This is a genomic window from Martinezella calliandrae, assembly GCF_030272695.1.
GTDB classification, from domain to species: domain Bacteria; phylum Pseudomonadota; class Alphaproteobacteria; order Rhizobiales; family Rhizobiaceae; genus Rhizobium; species Rhizobium calliandrae.
In genome coordinates this window covers 1-17,253 of sequence record NZ_JARFYN010000004.1, presented here as the reverse complement: position 1 = coordinate 17,253, position 17,253 = coordinate 1, and the positions used below count along the sequence as shown (strand labels likewise).

The following is a 17,253-nucleotide window of genomic DNA, read 5'->3' as shown; positions in this document are numbered from 1 at the left end:
CATGGTGGATATCGGTATCTCCAGTGCCCCGCCCGGGGCCAATCTGGTTGCTATTGGCAAAGGCGGGCGTTCTGCCAAGCAGGATGACAGTGACGGCAGGGGATTTCTGGACGCGTTGACCAGCTCGCGCGGCAATGGGCGCAAATCCGACTCGTCCACCAAGGGCAATGCGGACAAAGCTGATAGCGTGACCGGGAACGATAACAAGACCGATACAAGTGCGGACGCGGCGAAAAGTTCGGCCGGCGACCCGACAGCGGTTGCCGCGAGCAAGGGTGGCAGCGTGGTCGATCCATCCGCAACCAATATCGGCGAACTGGTCAAGGGCGCCAAGCCGCCCGGAAGCCTGCAGGGAACGGGCGCGACAAATCTCTCGAAATCGCTGATGGTTCTTCAAAATCCGGCCTCTGCAGATGCCGCCTCCGGCAACAAGGCCCAGCCGACCGAAGCGGCCGGATCTACGGATGCGACCCACGTGCAGGGCCAAGCTCAAACGTCGGATCAACTCGATGATATCGCACGGCAATTGGCGGACGCGATCGCTGGCGATCGGCCTGCGCAAAATAATGGCGACGGCAAGACGCAGGCGCCGGTAGTCAAGAATGGAAAGCTTGCCGCAACCGGCGATGACGGTAAGTCATCGGTGACGCAAATTGCCCAAGCCGGTGGCGCGGCGTCGGATGCGCTGTCGCTTTTGAATGTCCCGCAGGTAGCTGCCACGGTTGCAGGTGCGGCCCAGAGCGTTAAGACCGTGTTTGCCGGCGCTGATGGGAAGACTCAGGCACCAGGTCAGTCTTTGCCGAAGCTGGCCGGTGCAGCGCCGAAGGACGTGCCGACGAACGAAGCCGACGCCAACACGACGGCTTCCGGCACCGGCGACGACACCACCGTAGCAAAGACCTTTCGGCTGGTGCGGGCCGATGGGCGCGGCGGCTCGCTCGATATGTCGATCAGCAAGGGCAGCGACGACACCACGCAAGTCGACGTCAATGCATCGGGCGGCGCCAGCGCCGAGACAGTCACCGTGGTCGATTCCCGCCGTTATCTCGGTCTTGCGGCCAATCCCAACGCGGCGCTGGTCACCGGCGCCCTCGCCAGAGATGGGGAGTGGTCGGGCGCGATGCAGCCGGGTTCCGCACTCTCCAATGCGGCGAGCTGGACAAGCACCGGCAAGGTGGTCAACACGCTCAAGATCCAATTGCATCCCAACGATCTCGGCGAGGTCACAGCTACCATGCGGCTCTCGGGCGATCAGTTGAGCGTCGATCTCAAAGTGCAGACCAGTGAGGCCTATCGGCAGCTCCACGCCGATCAAAGCCATATGGTCGATGCGTTGCGGGCCCAAGGGTATCAGGTCGATTCCATTACCGTGAGCCTGGCTTCGAGCGCGGATCAGCAATCGGATAGCGGCAGGCAATCCAGCTTTCAGGGGCAGTCCCAACAACAATCCCTATTGAATCAGGGGCAGGGTGGCGATGCGCGACCGAAGGGGCAGAGCTATTCAGGGCAGCAGGCAAATGGCAATGACGGTAATCGCAGCTCGGGCGAACGCGGCACGGAAGATGGCGCTGCGGGCAGTGCTCAGCGCTTGCGCTCTGGCGCCGTTTACCTCTGACGCCCATGCTTTTGTAAATGGAGCCCCGCCGAGTACCGGTGCCGCCGGCCTCTGCGAGCGCGAGATCCAGTCCGCGGCCGCAAAATATGGGATACCGGAGGGCATCCTTTATTCGGTCGGTTTGACGGAGACCGGGCGCAAGGGCTCGCTCTACCCCTATGCTCTCAATATCGAAGGCAAGCCAGTCTTTCCACCGTCCGAAAACGCTGCCCTGCAGACCTTCGTCATGGCGAGACAGAGCGGGGCGAAGCTGATCGACATCGGTTGCATGCAGATCAACCAGTATTTTCACGGCGAAAATTTCGCATCCGTTGCTGATATGTTCGACCCGCATCGCAATGTCGAATATGCCGCCAAGTTCCTCCGCGACCTCCATGATAGGCATGAAACCTGGACAATGGCGGTAGCACGATACCATGCTGGCCCGAACAATAATCCGGAACAGAAGGTCTATGTCTGCCGCGTCATCGCCAATTTGGTGGCGACCGGCTACGGGAAGTGGACACCCAACGCGGCGACGTTCTGCCAAAATTGAACTGACTATTGGTTGTATTTCGTTTTACGTACGTCGCCGCTAACCTTTTTTGCGCAGTTGACAACATTCGAATGGCCTGAACTACATATATTCATAATATACTAACTAACCACTTTTTTATCGGTGTAAAATGAAGGGTACCCACTATATCTAGTGCAAATCGCCCCCCAATTCTTAATCAATTGTAAATTCCCGTCACTCATTTCCGACAGTTGTTCGTGATTCGCCCGATTCGTACCCATAGTCCATCGAAACACCACACTGATTCGGAGGCGGACGAATGATCGTAGTGGTTGATGAGCGAGAGCTCGTTAAGGACGGATACACTTCTCTCTTTGGACGCGAGGGCATCCCGTCGACGGGGTTCGATCCCCGGGAATTCGGCGAATGGGTCACAACTGCTGCGGACGGCGATATTGCGGCTGTCGAAGCATTCTTGATCGGACAGGGACAGCATGTGCACGAATTGCCTCGGGCGATTCGCGACCGTTCGGTTGCCCCGGTCATTGCTGTCAGTGATCAGCCCTCGCTGGAATCGACGCTTGCGCTCTTCGACTGCGGCGTCGACGATGTCGTGCGCAAGCCGGTGCATCCGCGCGAGATATTGGCACGGGCGGCTGCGATCCGCCGCAGGCTAAAGGCGATCACCAGCTATACCGACATCGGTCCGATTCGGGTCTTCGCGGATGGCCGCGACCCGGAAATCAACGGCGATGTCTTCGCTTTGCCGCGGCGCGAACGACGCATCCTGGAATATTTGATTTCCAACCGCGGTCGCCGGGTCACCAAGACGCAGATATTCAACGCCATCTACGGCATCTTCGACGAAGAAGTCGAAGAGAACGTCGTTGAAAGCCATATTTCCAAGCTGCGCAAGAAGTTGCGCAAGAAGCTCGGTTTCGATCCGGTCGATTCCAAGCGCTTCCTTGGCTACTGCATCGATTGGAATTGATGCTCTAATCGGGATTTGGCGTAACAACGCTTGAACCCCCGCGTGTAATTCCCTCCCAGAATTCCTCCCAATTCCCAGAATTATACGCGGGCCCCGAACGTCGATCGCGATGTTCGGATGCGAAGGTGCGCCGGTTCTTACCGTTGCTGCGGCCTTAGTGCGCTCCTACGGGCGCATCGCGGCAACCTCCGAAAAGCTGCTTCATGACGATCGGCTTTTCCTCTTTTCAGACAGCTTCACGCAAGGCCCACTCCCTACTCTCAGCCTTACGAGGAAAACGAGGATTCCAGATGAGCATTTTCGGCAGCATGAAAACCGCGGTTTCAGGGATGAACGCCCAGGCGAACCGATTGGGCACTGTTTCTGACAACATCGCCAATGCCAACACCACCGGCTACAAGGAAGCATCGACGAGCTTTTCCTCTCTCGTTCTGCCTTCTTCCAGCGGCAGCTACAATTCCGGCGGCGTCGAGACGTCTGTCCACTATGCGATCTCGCAGCAGGGCAACATCTCCTACACCACCTCGAACACCGACCTCGCAATCCAGGGCAATGGCTTCTTCGTCGTCCAGAGTTCGTCCGGACAGACGTTTTTGAGCCGCTCAGGCGACTTTTCGCCGGACCCTTCGGGCAACCTCGTCAATTCCGCCGGTTTCACGCTAATGGGCTATCCCTATGGCTCGGGGGCGCCTTCGGTGGTCGTCAACGGCTTCAGCGGCCTGGTACCGATCAATGTCAGCCAGAACGGGGTGACTGCGGTCGCATCGACGACCGGCGACATGGAAGGCAACCTCAATTCCAACGCCAACGTCGCGACCAGCAGCGCCAGCGGTTTTCTGCCGTCCGAAAATAAGGCACCGGTAACCGGCGACACCAGCAAGAGCTCCATCACCGGTTATGACGCGCAGGGCAATGCCGTTACCTTCGACGTCTATTACACTAAAACGGCGGACAACACGTGGGACGTGTCGGTTTACAATCACGCCGATGCGGCTACGGGCGATACTCCGTTCCCTTATGGCGGTGACGGTCTGGTCGGAAGCACCACTCTGACTTTTGATGCGAACGGCAAGCAGGACTCGTCTTCAGCCCCTACCTTCCCCATCACCCTTGGGTCTGGACAAACCATCTCGATGGATTTCTCGGGCTTCACCCAGGTTGCCACTGACTTTAACGCGACGGGCAAGATGAACGGCCAAGCTCCGAATCCGGTGACGAGCGTCACGATCGGCAAGGACGGGACGGTTAATGCAGTCTACAAGGACAGCTCCACCAAGGCCCTCTATCGTATCCCGCTCGCGACGGTGGCGAGCCCCGACAATCTGACGGTCGAGAGCGGCAACGTCTACTCTGCCAATGGTAACTCGGGCGTTACGGTTACCGGCTTCCCGCAAACCGGTGGCTTCGGCTACATTCAATCCGGCGCGCTGGAAGAATCTAACGTCGACCTTGCGACCGAACTGACGAACATGATCGAGGCGCAGAAAAGCTACACCGCGAACTCCAAGGTGTTCCAGGCCGGTTCTGAACTTCTGGACGTTCTCGTCAACCTGCAACGTTAATCAGTACGATAGGGTACCGAGCCAGCCATGTCGCTCACCACAGCACTCAATAACGCGCAAGCGATATTCAACAATACCGGCACGCAAAGCAGTGTCGTATCGAACAATATCGCCAATGCCGGCAACGCGGACTATACCCGTCGCCAGGCGATGTTGACGACGGACATGGCTGGCGCGCAGGTCGTAAAGATTGCCCGCGCCAACGAGCCGTCATTGCAGAAGGCTTTCCTGGGGAGCACATCTGACGATGCCGCGCAGCAGCGCCTCCTCAAGGGCTACGAGGATATTCAATCCGGAACGATCGGCGGTAACAAAAACGAGATCGCGCCGTCCACCTATCTCGCCGCCTTGCAAACGGCAATGCAGACCTTTGCCGGTTCGCCGGCCAGCACCACCGCGGCGCAATCGGCCATCAACGCTGCCCAGGATCTAGCAAACTCGCTGAACAATGCTACCACCGCGGTAAACGGAATACGCACCGGCGCCGACAAGGAAATCAGCTCTGGCGTCGATTCGCTGAACAGCCTGCTGCAGCAGTTCCAGCAGGCGAACGATGCGGTCAAGACCGCGACGGCAACCGCCGGTCCCACATCCTCTGCACTGTCTGATGCGATGGACCAACGCGACTCGGTGCTGAAGCAGATTTCGCAGATTGTTGGCGTCACCACGGTGACACGCGACAACGGTGATATGGCGCTCTATACAAGTGGTGGCGCGACGCTGTTCGAAACGATACCGCGTCAGGTGACCTTCACGCCGACGAATTCCTACACGGACGGCACCGTCGGCAACAATGTTTATATCGATGGTGTGGTGCTCGATCCTGGTCAGGGTGCGGACACGACGGCACAGGGCAGCCTTCAGGCAGCACTTCAGGTCCGCGACGATGTCGCTCCGACCTATCAGAAGCAGCTCGATGAGATCTCGCGCGGCCTCGTGACGATGTTTTCGGAGAAGAACCAGACTGACTCCAGCCAGCCGGCGCTGCCGGGCCTCTTCACCTGGAGCGGCGGCACCGTGCCGACCGACACTACTGCCGTCGCCGGCATGGCAGGTACGATTGCCGTCAATCCGGCGCTGATCACCTCGCAGGGCGGCGATCCCACACTTTTGCGGGACGGCGGCATCAACGGTTCCGATTACGTCGTCAACCCCAGCGGCGACAGCGGTTATTCCGGTCTGCTCGACTCCTACGTGACTGGCTTGGATACGAAAATGGACTTCGATCCCAGTGCCGGCTCCGACACCAAGGCCAGCATCATGGACTATGCGTCCAATTCCATCGGCTGGCTGGAAGATCAGCGCAGCTCGGCAAATACAGCAGCGGAAAATACCTCCGCGGCGCTGTCGCGCTCATCGGAAGTCTATTCGAACCAGACCGGCGTCAATCTCGACGAAGAGCTGACGCTGATGATGGACATTGAGCAGTCCTACAAGGCGGGAACCAAGATATTAAACGCCGTCAACCAGATGCTTCAATCGGTACTGGATATTGCGAGCTAAGCCATGAAACTTTCGTTCATTTCAAGCGCAGCCATTCAGAACGCGATGCGCCAGACGATCCGTCAGGCGCAGAATGAGATGACGGATGCTTCAACCGAAGCGACGACCGGCGTCTATGCCGATATCGGCGTCGCGCTGGGCGGCAACACCGCGCTCAGCGTCAATCTCACACGGGAAGTGACGCGCATCGATTCCCTGCTCAGCAGCAACTCGATCGCCGACCAGCGCATGTCGTCGTCGCAGACGGCGCTGGGCGACATGTCGTCTCAAGCCCAAAAGATGATGGATCAACTGGTGGCGCTGCGCGGCAATACTGATGGCAGCAGTGTATCGCTGACGCGACAGACGGCAAGTGCTACTCTGTCGAGCTTCGTCTCCGATGCCAATACCATGGTTAATGGCGAGTATCTGTTCGCCGGCACCAATACCGACGTGCAGCCGATGACCGACAATACCGCAAACGCCACAGCGGCTATCCAGACGGCGTTGACGCAATATGCCAGCGATAACGGCACGACCGTCGACCAACTCACCGGCGCCCAGATGACGGATTTCATCACCACCCAAGTCGAGCCGATGTTCACTTCGGACAGCGCTCCTTCGCCGGACAATTGGGCAAGCTGGTCGAACGCTTCAGGTCAGAACATGTCGACCCGCATCAGCAACTCGGAAGTGATCGATTCGTCGACCAACGCCAATGAACCGGGCATGCGCTATCTTGCGCTTGCAACGACCGTCGTCAATTCGTTGATGGGATCGGGTTTGAATCTAAGCCAGGATGCGTTGAACGCGGTCAACGATCAGGCGACTAGCTATACGCGCCAGGCGATCGACGGGATCAACAATCAGTCGAGCCAGCTCGGCCTGTCGCAATCGCGTCTCTCTGATGCGAACGCATCGCTGAATGCACAGAAAGACATCATTAACACTAGTATCGGTGATCTTACCGGGGTCGATCCTTATGAGGCCTCGACCAAGGTCAACAGCCTCGAAACTCAGCTTCAGACGGCTTATACTATCGTCTCAAAAATACAGCAGCTGAGCCTTGTAAATTACCTTTGATGATCAAAGGGATGTAATGACCAGGAAGGATGCATGAATGTATCAGTTCTCATATGCGGAAGTCATGCAGGACGCAGTGGCCGACGCCAAGGAGCGAGAACGTCAAGTTCTGGACCGGTCGATAGCTCTACTCTCCGCGGCTCGTGATAAGGGGAAGTACGGCCGCGAAGCGATCGAGGCGCTGTTCTATACACGACGTGTCTGGATCAGCTTCATCGAGGATCTCAAAAGTCCAGAGAACCAACTTAATGTCGAACTGCGTGCCAATCTAATCTCGATCGGAATCTGGATCCTGAAGGAATGCGACCGGATCCGGAGGCGGCAGTCGGAAAATTATCAAGGCATCATCGATGTCACCACCATCATCAGGGATGGACTTAAATGAAAAGTACGCTTCGCATATCGCTTAAAGCTGGGGAAAGAATTTTTATCAACGGGGCCGTGCTGCGCGTAGACCGCAAGGTTGCTCTGGAATTCCTGAATGATGTGACCTTCCTGCTCGAGAACCACGTTCTCCAGCCGGAAGATGCGACGACGCCTCTGCGCCAGCTCTATTTCATCGCGCAGATGATCCTCATCAATCCGGAAGGCAAGGAACAATCGACGGCGATGTTCCGCAAGTCGATCGTCATGCTGCTCTCGTGCTTCCATAATGAGGAAGTGCTGGCTGAACTGAAGCGTATCGACGGCCTTGTCGCGACTGGCCGCGCATTCGATGCGCTGAAGGCGATCCGCGCGCTTTATCCGATCGAGGACAATATCCTCCACAACCAGGAAATGCCGGCGGCGACGATCGAGCATATTCGCCGGGAGATCGCACCGTGGCGATAGATCCGGTCAGTCAGATCAACAGCAATAACAACAGCTCGAGCAGTTCGAGCAGTAGTGCTGCTGCGCAGCAGAGCGCCAGCCTGAACTATAACGACTTCCTGAAGCTCCTCATCGCCCAGATGAAGACGCAGGATCCGACCTCCCCAATGGATGCGACCCAGCAGATTTCGCAGCTTGCCAGTTTCTCCCAGGTCGAACAGCAGATCCAGACGAACTCGCATCTGGAAACAGTGTTGCAGAACCAGTGGATTTCGAATGCGTCGGACTATATCGGCAAGCAGATCATGAGTGCCGACGGCACAGTGACTGGCACCATAAAGGAAGTAACCGTCTATTCAGACGGCATTATCGCGCAGACCGATGCAGGCGACAAAGTCCTCCTGCAAGCTGGCGTTACCGTCGCTCCTTCGGGAACGACGATTGATAAGCCGTCGTCGACGGATAATAGTAGCAGCAGCGATTCGTCCAAATAGCACGGACGCCGCCAGCGGCTCATGAGGAGCCGGCTGAACTGAAGGATGGGGATGGCATGAACGAAGCCGATGCATTGGATATCTTCCAGGCGGCGATCTGGACGGTCCTCGTCTCTTCCGGCCCGGCAGTGCTCGCCGCCATGGTCGTCGGCTTGGTCATCGCCCTGATTCAGGCGCTGACCCAGGTGCAGGAGGCCACATTGACCTTCGTACCGAAGATTATTGCGGTCATGGTGACGATCGGTATCACGGCGCCCTTCGTCGGCTCGCAGATCTCAATCTTCACCAACCTCGTCTTCTCCCGTATCCAATCGGGATTCTAGGGCGGTGGGCGATCAGCGCGAGGCCATTCTCGCGCAAGCTTCGCCTCTTAATGATCTGACCGAATAGGGCAAACGGGTCAGCCGTTTACCCCCTCTCATGAAGAGACGGAAACGGTCGATGGCGCAACCACCCGCAATAGCACTTCCTAAAGCCAATCCCAGCATGCGTGATATCGGGTTCGCCCTCGGTATCATGGTCATCCTCTGCGTGCTGTTCCTGCCGATCCCGCCATTTCTCATCGACATGGGTCTGGCTTTTTCGATCGCGCTCTCGGTGCTAATCCTGATGGTGGCGCTGTGGATCAAGAAGCCGCTGGAATTCTCATCCTTCCCGACCATCCTGCTGATCGCCACCATGACGCGCCTGTCGCTGAACATTGCGACGACGCGCGTCATCCTCTCACACGGCTACGAGGGACATGATGCGGCGGGCGGCGTGATTGCGGGTTTCTCCAGCCTGGTGATGTCCGGCGATTTCGTCATCGGTCTGATCGTCTTCATGATCCTGATCACCATCAATTTCATCGTCATCACCAAGGGTGCGACGCGTATCGCCGAAGTCGGCGCGCGTTTCACCCTCGATGCTATTCCGGGCAAGCAGATGGCGATCGACGCCGATCTGTCGGCCGGCCTGATCGATGAAAAGGAAGCCCAGCGGCGGCGCAGGGAACTGGAAGAGGAAAGCTCTTTTTTCGGCGCGATGGACGGTGCTTCCAAATTCGTCCGTGGCGATGCCGTCGCCGGCCTGCTCATCACCTGCATTAACATTTTCGGCGGCATCATCATCGGCTATTTCCGCCACGGCATGCAGATCGGCCAGGCGGCCGATGTCTTCGTCAAGCTTTCGGTCGGTGACGGTCTGGTGTCGCAGATGCCGGCGCTCATCGTCTCGCTCGCTGCCGGCCTTCTCGTTTCGCGCGGCGGCACTGCTGGCTCCACCGACCAGGCGGTTATCAATCAGTTGAGCGGCTATCCGCGCGCGCTCGCCGTCGCCGCCATCCTCATGGGCATTCTGGCCGTCATGCCGGGCATGCCCTTCATTCCCTTCCTTATCCTCGGCGGCCTGATGGCCGGCGGCGCCTGGTTCATTCCGCGGCAGGTCGAAGCTGAAAACAAGCTTCGGCGCGATGCTGAGGAAAAGAAGGTGATGCAGACGAAGGAAATGGAGAAGGATTCGGTCAAGTCGGTTCTGACGACCTCGGAAATCGAACTGGCGCTCGGCAAGATCGTCTCTACCCGGCTACTCGGTGCGCATCAGGAGCTGGCCTTCCGTGTCGGCAAGATGCGCAAGAAATTCGCGACGCAATACGGTTTCGTGGTGCCGGAAATCAAGGTGATCGACGACATCGCCATTGCCGACAAGTCCTATCAGATCCGCATCCACGGCACGACGGTCGCCTCCAATATCCTGCGTGTCGGCGAAGTACTTGTCGTCACCGGCTCGGGTCGCAAACCGACCGTTCCGGGCGACGAGATCCGCGAGCCCGCCTTCGGCATGCCTGCGGTCTCCGTTCTCGAAGCCTTCACCGAGGATCTGAAGCGCGAAGGCTTCCAACCGATCGACAATGTCTCCGTCGTGCTGACGCATATGAGCGAAGTGATCCGCAACAACCTGCCCGCACTTCTCTCTTACAAGGATGTGAAGATCCTGATCGAGCGCCTCGATCCGGAATACAAGAAGCTCGCCGACGAAATTTGCTCGTCGCACATGTCCTATTCCGGCCTGCAGGCGGTGCTCAAGCTTCTGCTCGCCGAGCGCGTCTCGATCCGCAACCTGCATCTCATTTTGGAAGCAGTGGCCGAGCTTGCGCCGCATGTGCGCAAGACCGAGCAGATCGTCGAACATGTGCGCGTGCGCATGGCGCAGCAGCTCTGCGGCGACCTGGCCGACAATGGTGTATTGCGTGTTCTCCGCCTCGGCAGCAAGTGGGATCTCATTTTCCATCAGGCGCTGAAGCGCGATCAGAAGGGCGAGATCGTCGAATTCGACATCGATCCGCGCAATCTGGAAGAATTCAGCGAGCAGGCCGGCAAAGTTATCCGTGAATACATGGACCGCGGCTTGCCCTTCGTGCTTGTCACGTCACCGGAAACGCGCTCCTATGTGCGCATGATCATCGAACGCCTATTCGCGACTCTTCCGGTCCTGTCGCATGTAGAACTGGCCAAGGGGATCGAGATTAAGATTCTAGGCTCTATCTCATGATAACAGACCCCCAGGGCACCGTTCTGGCGTTGTTTCTCGCCTTTTGCCGTATTGGCGGCTGCGTCATGGTGCTTCCGGGATTTTCGTCAGGTCGCGTGCCGCCCCAGATTCGGCTGCTTCTTGCGGCGGCGCTGTCGATGGCGGTCATGCCGCTGCTTTGGAACACCATATATCCGGAAGTGTCAAAGAACGGCGCTACCTATATCGGGCTGATCTTCACCGAAGCGGTGATCGGCCTGATGTACGGCATGATGGCGCGGCTTTTTACGCTCGGGCTGCAATTCACCGGCTCGGCCATATCGATGCTGATCGGCTTCAATGCGCCCGGCGGCATGGACATCGTCGAAGACTCGAACGAGACAGCGCTCACCAGCATGATCAGCTTTTGCGGGCTGATGATGCTGTTTATTTTGGATTTCCACCATTACGTCCTGCAGGCGCTGGTCGATTCCTACTCCGTCATTCCCTTCGGTGGCCATATTGAGGCGCGGGCCTCGCTGGTGTCGGTGACGGATACGCTGCAGTCCACTTTTTTCATCATGCTGCGACTGGCGAGCCCCTTTCTGCTCTACGGTTTGATGTTCCAGATTTCGATAGGCTTCATCAACAAGCTGGCGCCGCAGATTCCGATCTACTTCATCTCCACCCCCTATCTACTGATGGGCGGGCTGTTCATGCTCTATCTGAGTATCGCGGCGATGATCAGCCAGTTCTCCGATGCCTTCCTCGGCGTCTTCAATGGGCATTAGCGGGGCGGGGCAAGAGCCGTGGCAGAAAGAAGCCGGTCCGAAAAACTGAAGCGCCTCGTCGCGGTACAGCGCCATCTTGAGCGGATGGCGGAAAACGAGCTTGCGGATACGACCCGCCAGCGCAACGAGGTCAGTCAGTCGATGGAAAAGCTGATCGATGCGATCAGCTCGGCCGATCCGGTGCATATGGCATTTTCGGTCCACTACGCCGACCGTTATGGCCGCCTGACGCTCAAGGATCAGCAGCTTGACGGCATCCAGAAGCTGATCGAAACGAAGGTCCTGCAGGAGCGCACCAAGGCAGAGCGGCTGGAGGAGCATATGAGGGACGCTCGCGAGTTGGAAACGCGCGAGGCGGACGACAATGCCGTCTACGACATCATCGATCAGCGTTTCGCTGACGTAACGCCAGCCTCCAGCAAGGTTCAAAAACCATAATCATCACGATCTTAGAGCAGGATGGCGTGTCGCTGAGCGGCCGCCTCGCTCTAACAGTTCGATTCGGCATGACCTTGCCCGGTGGTCGCTTCATGCGCCCCAGGATCATGCTTCAGTGAAAGGAAACGTGACGTGGCTATTTCGCCTCCGAGTGATTTGGTCCTGGATGTCGTCCAGGCCGCCAATCCAGCCGACGTGCAGGCGGCTCAGGAAAAACTCGCGGCCAACAGGGCTGCCTTCGCCGCTACCAGCCTGGCGGAAAACGGCAATGGTTTCGCCTCGACAGTGGACGCGCTCAATAGCGCCGCGACGCGAGCCGGCCTCAGCAATGCCAACACGCATACGGCGGCGACGAAAGTCCCGCAGGTCTATCACAAGTTCGAAGCCATGGTGCTGCAGAACTTCGTGAAGAACATGCTGCCGAACAGCGAAACACTCTATGGCAAGGGCTCCGCCGGCGAAATCTGGAAGGGCATGATGGCCGAACAGCTCGGCAACACGCTGGCCAAGAATGGCGGCGTCGGCATTGCCGAGAAAATGTATCAGGAACAGGTTTCCAAGATGCGCAACACCGGCGCCATCAATTCGGCGACCAATGAAAACGACAAGAAGATGGCCCTGAGCGCAATCACCGATTTCCAGCGAAAGACGCTTGCCGCAGCCGATACCAATGGTGACAGCGATGCGACGGTCACTAATCAAGACACGCTGACGTCCAAGAAAGTATAACCGGGGGGAAGGACATGGAAGTAATTTCGAACGACTACCGGATCAAGACGGTCCTTGGCCGCCTGGAGATGATCATCGACAACGAGAACAACCGGATCGGCACCGATCCGGATTTCGATCTCAAAGTGTCGAATGCTCACAAGAGCCGCTGCCTCTACGAATTGTCGATGCTGTTTCGCGATACCAATCCGGCCGAACTCGCCGTCACCCATATCGAGCAATTGCACGGGCTTAAGAAGAAACTGGTCTTGAACGCGCGTCGCGTCGAAGCCCATCTCGAAGCCGTCCGCGCTGTCGCCGATATCCTGAAGAATGCGGTGCAGAACGCCGATGCGGACGGCACCTATTCGCAGGAGCAATTCCGCGTCCGCGAGGCAGGATGATCAAGCTCGTCATCACCGGCCTGTGGGTCTGCGTCGTAACACTGGCTTCGGTCTATTTTTCGGTGCAGATGGCGACGGCGCCCGTGATCAATCCCGACGACGCCAAGAAGGCGCAGCAGGAGTTCGTCAAGGGCGAATCGATCAACGTGCCCGTCATCGCCAACGGCCAGGTGAACGGCTATTTCATCACCCGCATCTCCTTCATGATGGAGAAGGGCAAGGCGGCCGCGCTGCAGACGCCGCTGACGGAATTGACGACGGACCAACTCTTTTCGCTGCTGGTGGGCAACAAGGCGATCGATATTAGCCATACGGCCAGCTTTGATGTGGCCAGTTTCCGCAACGACATCAAGAAGAAGATGAATGAACGCCTGGGCGGCGATTACATCGCCGATGTGATGGTCGAACAGCTCGACTATCTCTCCAAGGATGAGATCAACAACGGCGGCGGTTCCGGCAAGAGAACCGTCAAGCCCGTAAAGATCGTCCAGGGCGATCCGACGCCAGACACGGTACCGAAGCCGGCGAATTAGGCCTGTTGAAACTCGGCGGTAGGCCGCTCCGACTGTGGGAGGCCTACCGCGTTTATCGCCCGCAACGGCTTTAACAAATCCTTGCTTCTCTTTCGCGATTTCGATTGATTCTCCTAACGGAAGCTTGGGACGGCCTTGTTATAAGCACCTTCAGCGACGGTTCCGATGTTACCGAATGGACAGGCGGTGGAGGATTTGCGTCGAGAAATTGCCGCGTCAGGCGTATGAAGCGTCGCGGCAGGAGGTCGTGGGTGAAACAGGTCGCAAATTTTGCCGTGCTCGCTTCGCGTCGAATGATTTTCGATTTGCCGGTTTGCGACCTCAATTGGGAAGATGCGCTGAACTTCATCAACCAGCTGGCATCCCTTCCGCTCGGCCAGACCGTCATTTCCTTCGTTAACGCCCATAATATGCTGTTGATGCTGCGTGACGGCAACTATCGCGATGTACTGGTGCAAAACCTTGTCCTGCCCGACGGTGTGGGCCTGGATATCGCCTCGCGGGCGGCTCATGGAGTTTCCTTTCCGGCCAATTTGAACGGTACAGATTTCGTGCCGGCCCTGCTGACCTTCATGGAGCGGCCGAAGCGTATCGGTCTGATCGGTGGTCGCCGCGATGTCGTTGAAAAGGCCGCTGAAAAATTCCACAATCATGCACCATGGCATGAGTTCATCGTCATTGCGGACGGCTATTTCGACAAAGCGAAAAGCGAGCTGATCACCGCGGAAGTCAACCGCCAGAAGATCGATGTGCTTATCGTCGCGATGGGAACACCGCTGCAGGAAAAATGGGTTGCCGAGCATATCGATGCGCAGCATGCACGGCTGGTGCTGACAGTTGGTGCGCTTTTCGATTTCGTCTCGGGCACTGTGCCGCGTGCTCCGGCTCTGGTGCGCGCATTGCGCTTCGAATGGATGTTCCGGCTGTTCCACGAGCCGCGCAGGCTATGGCGGCGTTACGTCCTGGGCGTGCCGCTCTTCTTCTTCCAGGTCATCCGGCACCAGTTCGGCCGCAAGGAGCGTATCCTGCGCGCCGCCGAGCCACAGCCTACGCCACTGCCGCAGCTTCCTTCGCGCGACAAGCTCGTCGGCTGATTACTATCGCGGCGGTTGTTAACCTTTTCTTTGCCATGAAAATTTAAAGTGGGTTAACCATCTGCATCGGTCGCTGACCATGCGCTCGAGATAACCCGCATGTTCGAAAGCAAGGCCACGACCAGACCTCATTCTGACGATGCGGAAGCCTTCGAGGCTCTCCACAGCGCCGGACGTCATGCCCATCTCGATCGCGGCAAGGATGGCTATCTCGTTGCCGCCAATCTCCAACCGATCGATGGCCAAGCAGCGAGCGATGCGGAATTGCTGGCCGTCATCCAGAAGATGCTGGACGGTGACCCGTATCCTGTCTCCGGGCAGAAGAGATCTGCAGCGACCGTGGCCAACGAAGCTCAGCCGTTGCCCGACCTTGTCCGCGGCATCCTTCAAAGCCGTCCCATCGCGCCCCAAACGATCGTTGATCGGCAGCCGGAGCCGATGGTCAATCAGCCCTCAGCCTCGATCGGCATCGACGATACCGGGATTGAACCGTTGGCTCTGGCCGCTCTGCCGCTTGTGTCAGCGATGGCGCATCCGCCCGACCGTCGCTGGACGTTCGGGTTCTGCTCCATCGCCTTCGTCATCGCCGCTTCGCTGGCAGGCGCTTTCATGCCGGCAATGCTGGCGGCCCCGCCGCGTTATGTTTCCCACACCGCGCTGCGGATGGAAGGGCAGGGGAGCGCGCGACAGGCGCTTCTGGATATCACCGCCAAACGCATCGTCGCGCCGTCCCTGCTTTCCGATCTCGTCGCCAGGTTGAAACTTGACCGCGATCCGGAATTTACCGGCGACAAAGCCGGCGCCATCGGGGTTGCCATGGAATTGCTGTCGGGCAGCGGCAACGCGTCTGACGCACCCTCGCGTGCGCAGGCTACCCTTCGCCGGGATATCACCGTTAGCGCCGATGTGGCGAGCGGCACCTTGCACCTCATCGTTGCCACCGCCGATCCCGCAAAATCGGCCGAAATCGCCAACCGCCTGGCCGATGCGACCATCTACGACGCTACCGTCGCGCAAGGCGCCGGCCTAGCTGGCAAAAGCAACCCTTCCGCCGACCGGAGCTTCAAGGAGCTCGATCAAGCCAAGGCCGCACTGGCCGCGTTCAAGGCGCAATATGGCGACGACAAGATCGAGGCGGCGTTGGATATTCAGCGGCAGCGCCAGCAATTGGACGGCGAGATCAAAGCCGCTGAAACTGCCGTGAAAAGCACAAGGGCCCGCGTCGCGGCCGCTAAATCCGCAACACCCGCCAGCGTGATGAGTGGCGCATTGCCGCGTGATCTGTCGGCTGCCGGTCTCGATGATCTGCACAGCCGCTACAGTGCCGCGAAGGTCGTGCTGACCCAGCTCTCCACGCAGCTCGGGCCGCGTCATCCTCGCCTGCTCGCGCAGCAGGCGACCGTCGATGGCCTGGCCGCCGATATTCGCAGCCAGCTTCAGCGTTTGGTAGTCAACAGCGATGCGAACCTGAAAGCTGCACTTGAGAACCAGGCGGCGCTGACTACGCGGATGACCGCTCTCAGCCAGAAAAGCGCCGATGTGGATATGGCCCGCTTTGGTCAGCTTCAGGACGATGTTGCAGCGGCACAGAGCCGCTATGAGGCAAATACGCAGAACGCCGATATGCCGCCGGCGGAAGTCGCAGCGCCGATCGCCGTTGTCGCCCCTTCCGTCGCTGCCAAGGCGCCCCTCGACGACAATCTCGCGGGCCGCCAGACGGCGGGTTTCCTGATGGGTCTCGGCGCAGCGCTTTGCCTGGTCCTCCTGCGCAAATGGATGGCTGGCGCGTTGCTTCTGGGCGATCAGATGGCCGGACGCGTACCAGCTTCGGAGCCAGTTTTCAATCACGAGACGGTGCCGACCCCGCAGCCTCGACCAATGTCCGACCTGCCGCAACCGCGCTTCGATGCCGCCATTGCCGTTGCCAATGATCGCCCTGTGGTTACCGGGGAGCTGACGCAGATCCAACGCGAACTGGCGCTGTTGCGGACGAAAGTGGAGACCTATGCTTCTCGCCGGCGGACGATTCGTGGCTGATCTCCCGGCCGATTTCTTCTTGCAATTACCGCTTTCAGACACCATAGGGCGTTGGCAGGCAAATCCGTTGGGCCGATGGCTTGTAGATTGCCGCCGAAACTATGTCGGGAGATGTGCGTGACGACTGTGATCGATGGCAAGCAGGTGGCTGCTTCGGTAATTGATGCGGTGAAGACGGCGACCGCAGCATTGGAAAAAGAGACGGGTGTGAAGACCGGCCTTGCCGTT

The 17,253-nt window shown here is 58.4% G+C and carries 18 protein-coding genes and 1 pseudogene; all 19 read left to right on the top strand.

Annotation, left to right across the window (positions count from 1 at the left end; genetic code table 11):
* Position 1 precedes the first annotated feature (1 nt).
* Positions 2 to 1,615 carry a flagellar hook-length control protein FliK gene (locus PY650_RS04075; protein ID WP_285877780.1) on the top strand — a complete coding sequence of 538 codons (1,614 nt, stop codon included), beginning with the start codon at positions 2 to 4 and terminating at the stop codon, positions 1,613 to 1,615.
* The gene (locus tag PY650_RS04070) at positions 1,563 to 2,150 is read left to right on the top strand and encodes a transglycosylase SLT domain-containing protein (protein ID WP_285877779.1); all 588 of its coding nucleotides are present in this window, start codon (positions 1,563 to 1,565) and stop codon (positions 2,148 to 2,150) included. The genes PY650_RS04075 and PY650_RS04070 overlap by 53 nt, the downstream gene beginning before the upstream one ends.
* Positions 2,151 to 2,430: 280 nt before the next feature.
* A complete protein-coding gene (gene rem, locus PY650_RS04065) occupies positions 2,431 to 3,102 on the top strand; it encodes a transcriptional activator Rem (RefSeq protein WP_104822015.1) in 672 nt (223 codons plus the stop codon).
* A gap of 290 nt (positions 3,103 to 3,392) precedes the next feature.
* Entirely contained in the window at positions 3,393 to 4,664 is a 1,272-nt protein-coding gene (locus PY650_RS04060; protein WP_285877778.1) for a flagellar hook protein FlgE, read from the top strand.
* Positions 4,665 to 4,691: 27 nt separating this feature from the next.
* Positions 4,692 to 6,167 carry a flagellar hook-associated protein FlgK gene (gene flgK, locus PY650_RS04055; RefSeq protein ID WP_285877777.1) on the top strand — a complete coding sequence of 492 codons (1,476 nt, stop codon included), beginning with the start codon at positions 4,692 to 4,694 and terminating at the stop codon, positions 6,165 to 6,167.
* 3 nt (positions 6,168 to 6,170) lie between these two features.
* On the top strand, positions 6,171 to 7,229 hold the full coding sequence (locus PY650_RS04050; protein ID WP_285877776.1) for a flagellar hook-associated family protein: 1,059 nt from the start codon (positions 6,171 to 6,173) through the stop codon (positions 7,227 to 7,229).
* A 37-nt stretch (positions 7,230 to 7,266) separates the two neighbouring features.
* Entirely contained in the window at positions 7,267 to 7,614 is a 348-nt protein-coding gene (flaF, locus tag PY650_RS04045; protein ID WP_285877775.1) for a flagellar biosynthesis regulator FlaF, read from the top strand.
* Positions 7,611 to 8,060, top strand: coding sequence for a flagellar biosynthesis repressor FlbT (flbT, locus tag PY650_RS04040; protein ID WP_285877774.1), 450 nt, complete (start codon positions 7,611 to 7,613; stop codon positions 8,058 to 8,060). Before flaF ends, flbT begins: the two co-directional genes overlap by 4 nt.
* The gene (gene flgD, locus PY650_RS04035; RefSeq protein WP_285877773.1) at positions 8,051 to 8,533 is read left to right on the top strand and encodes a flagellar hook assembly protein FlgD; all 483 of its coding nucleotides are present in this window, start codon (positions 8,051 to 8,053) and stop codon (positions 8,531 to 8,533) included. Before flbT ends, flgD begins: the two co-directional genes overlap by 10 nt.
* Positions 8,534 to 8,589: 56 nt before the next feature.
* The gene (gene fliQ / locus PY650_RS04030; protein ID WP_285877772.1) at positions 8,590 to 8,856 is read left to right on the top strand and encodes a flagellar biosynthesis protein FliQ; all 267 of its coding nucleotides are present in this window, start codon (positions 8,590 to 8,592) and stop codon (positions 8,854 to 8,856) included.
* A 118-nt stretch (positions 8,857 to 8,974) separates the two neighbouring features.
* Positions 8,975 to 11,062: a flagellar biosynthesis protein FlhA gene (gene flhA / locus PY650_RS04025; protein ID WP_285877771.1), complete on the top strand. Its 2,088-nt coding sequence runs from the start codon at positions 8,975 to 8,977 to the stop codon at positions 11,060 to 11,062.
* Positions 11,059 to 11,811 carry a flagellar biosynthetic protein FliR gene (gene fliR / locus PY650_RS04020; RefSeq protein WP_285877770.1) on the top strand — a complete coding sequence of 251 codons (753 nt, stop codon included), beginning with the start codon at positions 11,059 to 11,061 and terminating at the stop codon, positions 11,809 to 11,811. Before flhA ends, fliR begins: the two co-directional genes overlap by 4 nt.
* A gap of 18 nt (positions 11,812 to 11,829) precedes the next feature.
* Positions 11,830 to 12,249 carry a hypothetical protein gene (locus PY650_RS04015; protein ID WP_285877769.1) on the top strand — a complete coding sequence of 140 codons (420 nt, stop codon included), beginning with the start codon at positions 11,830 to 11,832 and terminating at the stop codon, positions 12,247 to 12,249.
* Between the two features lie 132 nt (positions 12,250 to 12,381).
* Positions 12,382 to 12,978 carry a rod-binding protein gene (locus PY650_RS04010; RefSeq protein WP_285877768.1) on the top strand — a complete coding sequence of 199 codons (597 nt, stop codon included), beginning with the start codon at positions 12,382 to 12,384 and terminating at the stop codon, positions 12,976 to 12,978.
* 14 nt (positions 12,979 to 12,992) lie between these two features.
* Positions 12,993 to 13,361, top strand: coding sequence for a hypothetical protein (locus PY650_RS04005; RefSeq protein WP_285877767.1), 369 nt, complete (start codon positions 12,993 to 12,995; stop codon positions 13,359 to 13,361).
* Positions 13,358 to 13,894 (top strand): hypothetical protein, encoded by a 537-nt coding sequence (locus tag PY650_RS04000; RefSeq protein WP_285877766.1) that lies wholly within the window; start codon positions 13,358 to 13,360, stop codon positions 13,892 to 13,894. The genes PY650_RS04005 and PY650_RS04000 overlap by 4 nt, the downstream gene beginning before the upstream one ends.
* 251 nt (positions 13,895 to 14,145) lie before the next feature.
* Complete coding sequence (locus PY650_RS03995) at positions 14,146 to 14,988, top strand: WecB/TagA/CpsF family glycosyltransferase (protein ID WP_285877765.1); 843 nt, start codon at positions 14,146 to 14,148, stop codon at positions 14,986 to 14,988.
* A gap of 99 nt (positions 14,989 to 15,087) precedes the next feature.
* Positions 15,088 to 17,025 (top strand): GumC domain-containing protein, encoded by a 1,938-nt coding sequence (locus PY650_RS03990; protein WP_285877764.1) that lies wholly within the window; start codon positions 15,088 to 15,090, stop codon positions 17,023 to 17,025.
* Positions 17,026 to 17,142: 117 nt separating this feature from the next.
* Positions 17,143 to 17,253 (top strand): annotated as a pseudogene (locus tag PY650_RS03985) (bifunctional methylenetetrahydrofolate dehydrogenase/methenyltetrahydrofolate cyclohydrolase); the annotation flags it as partial.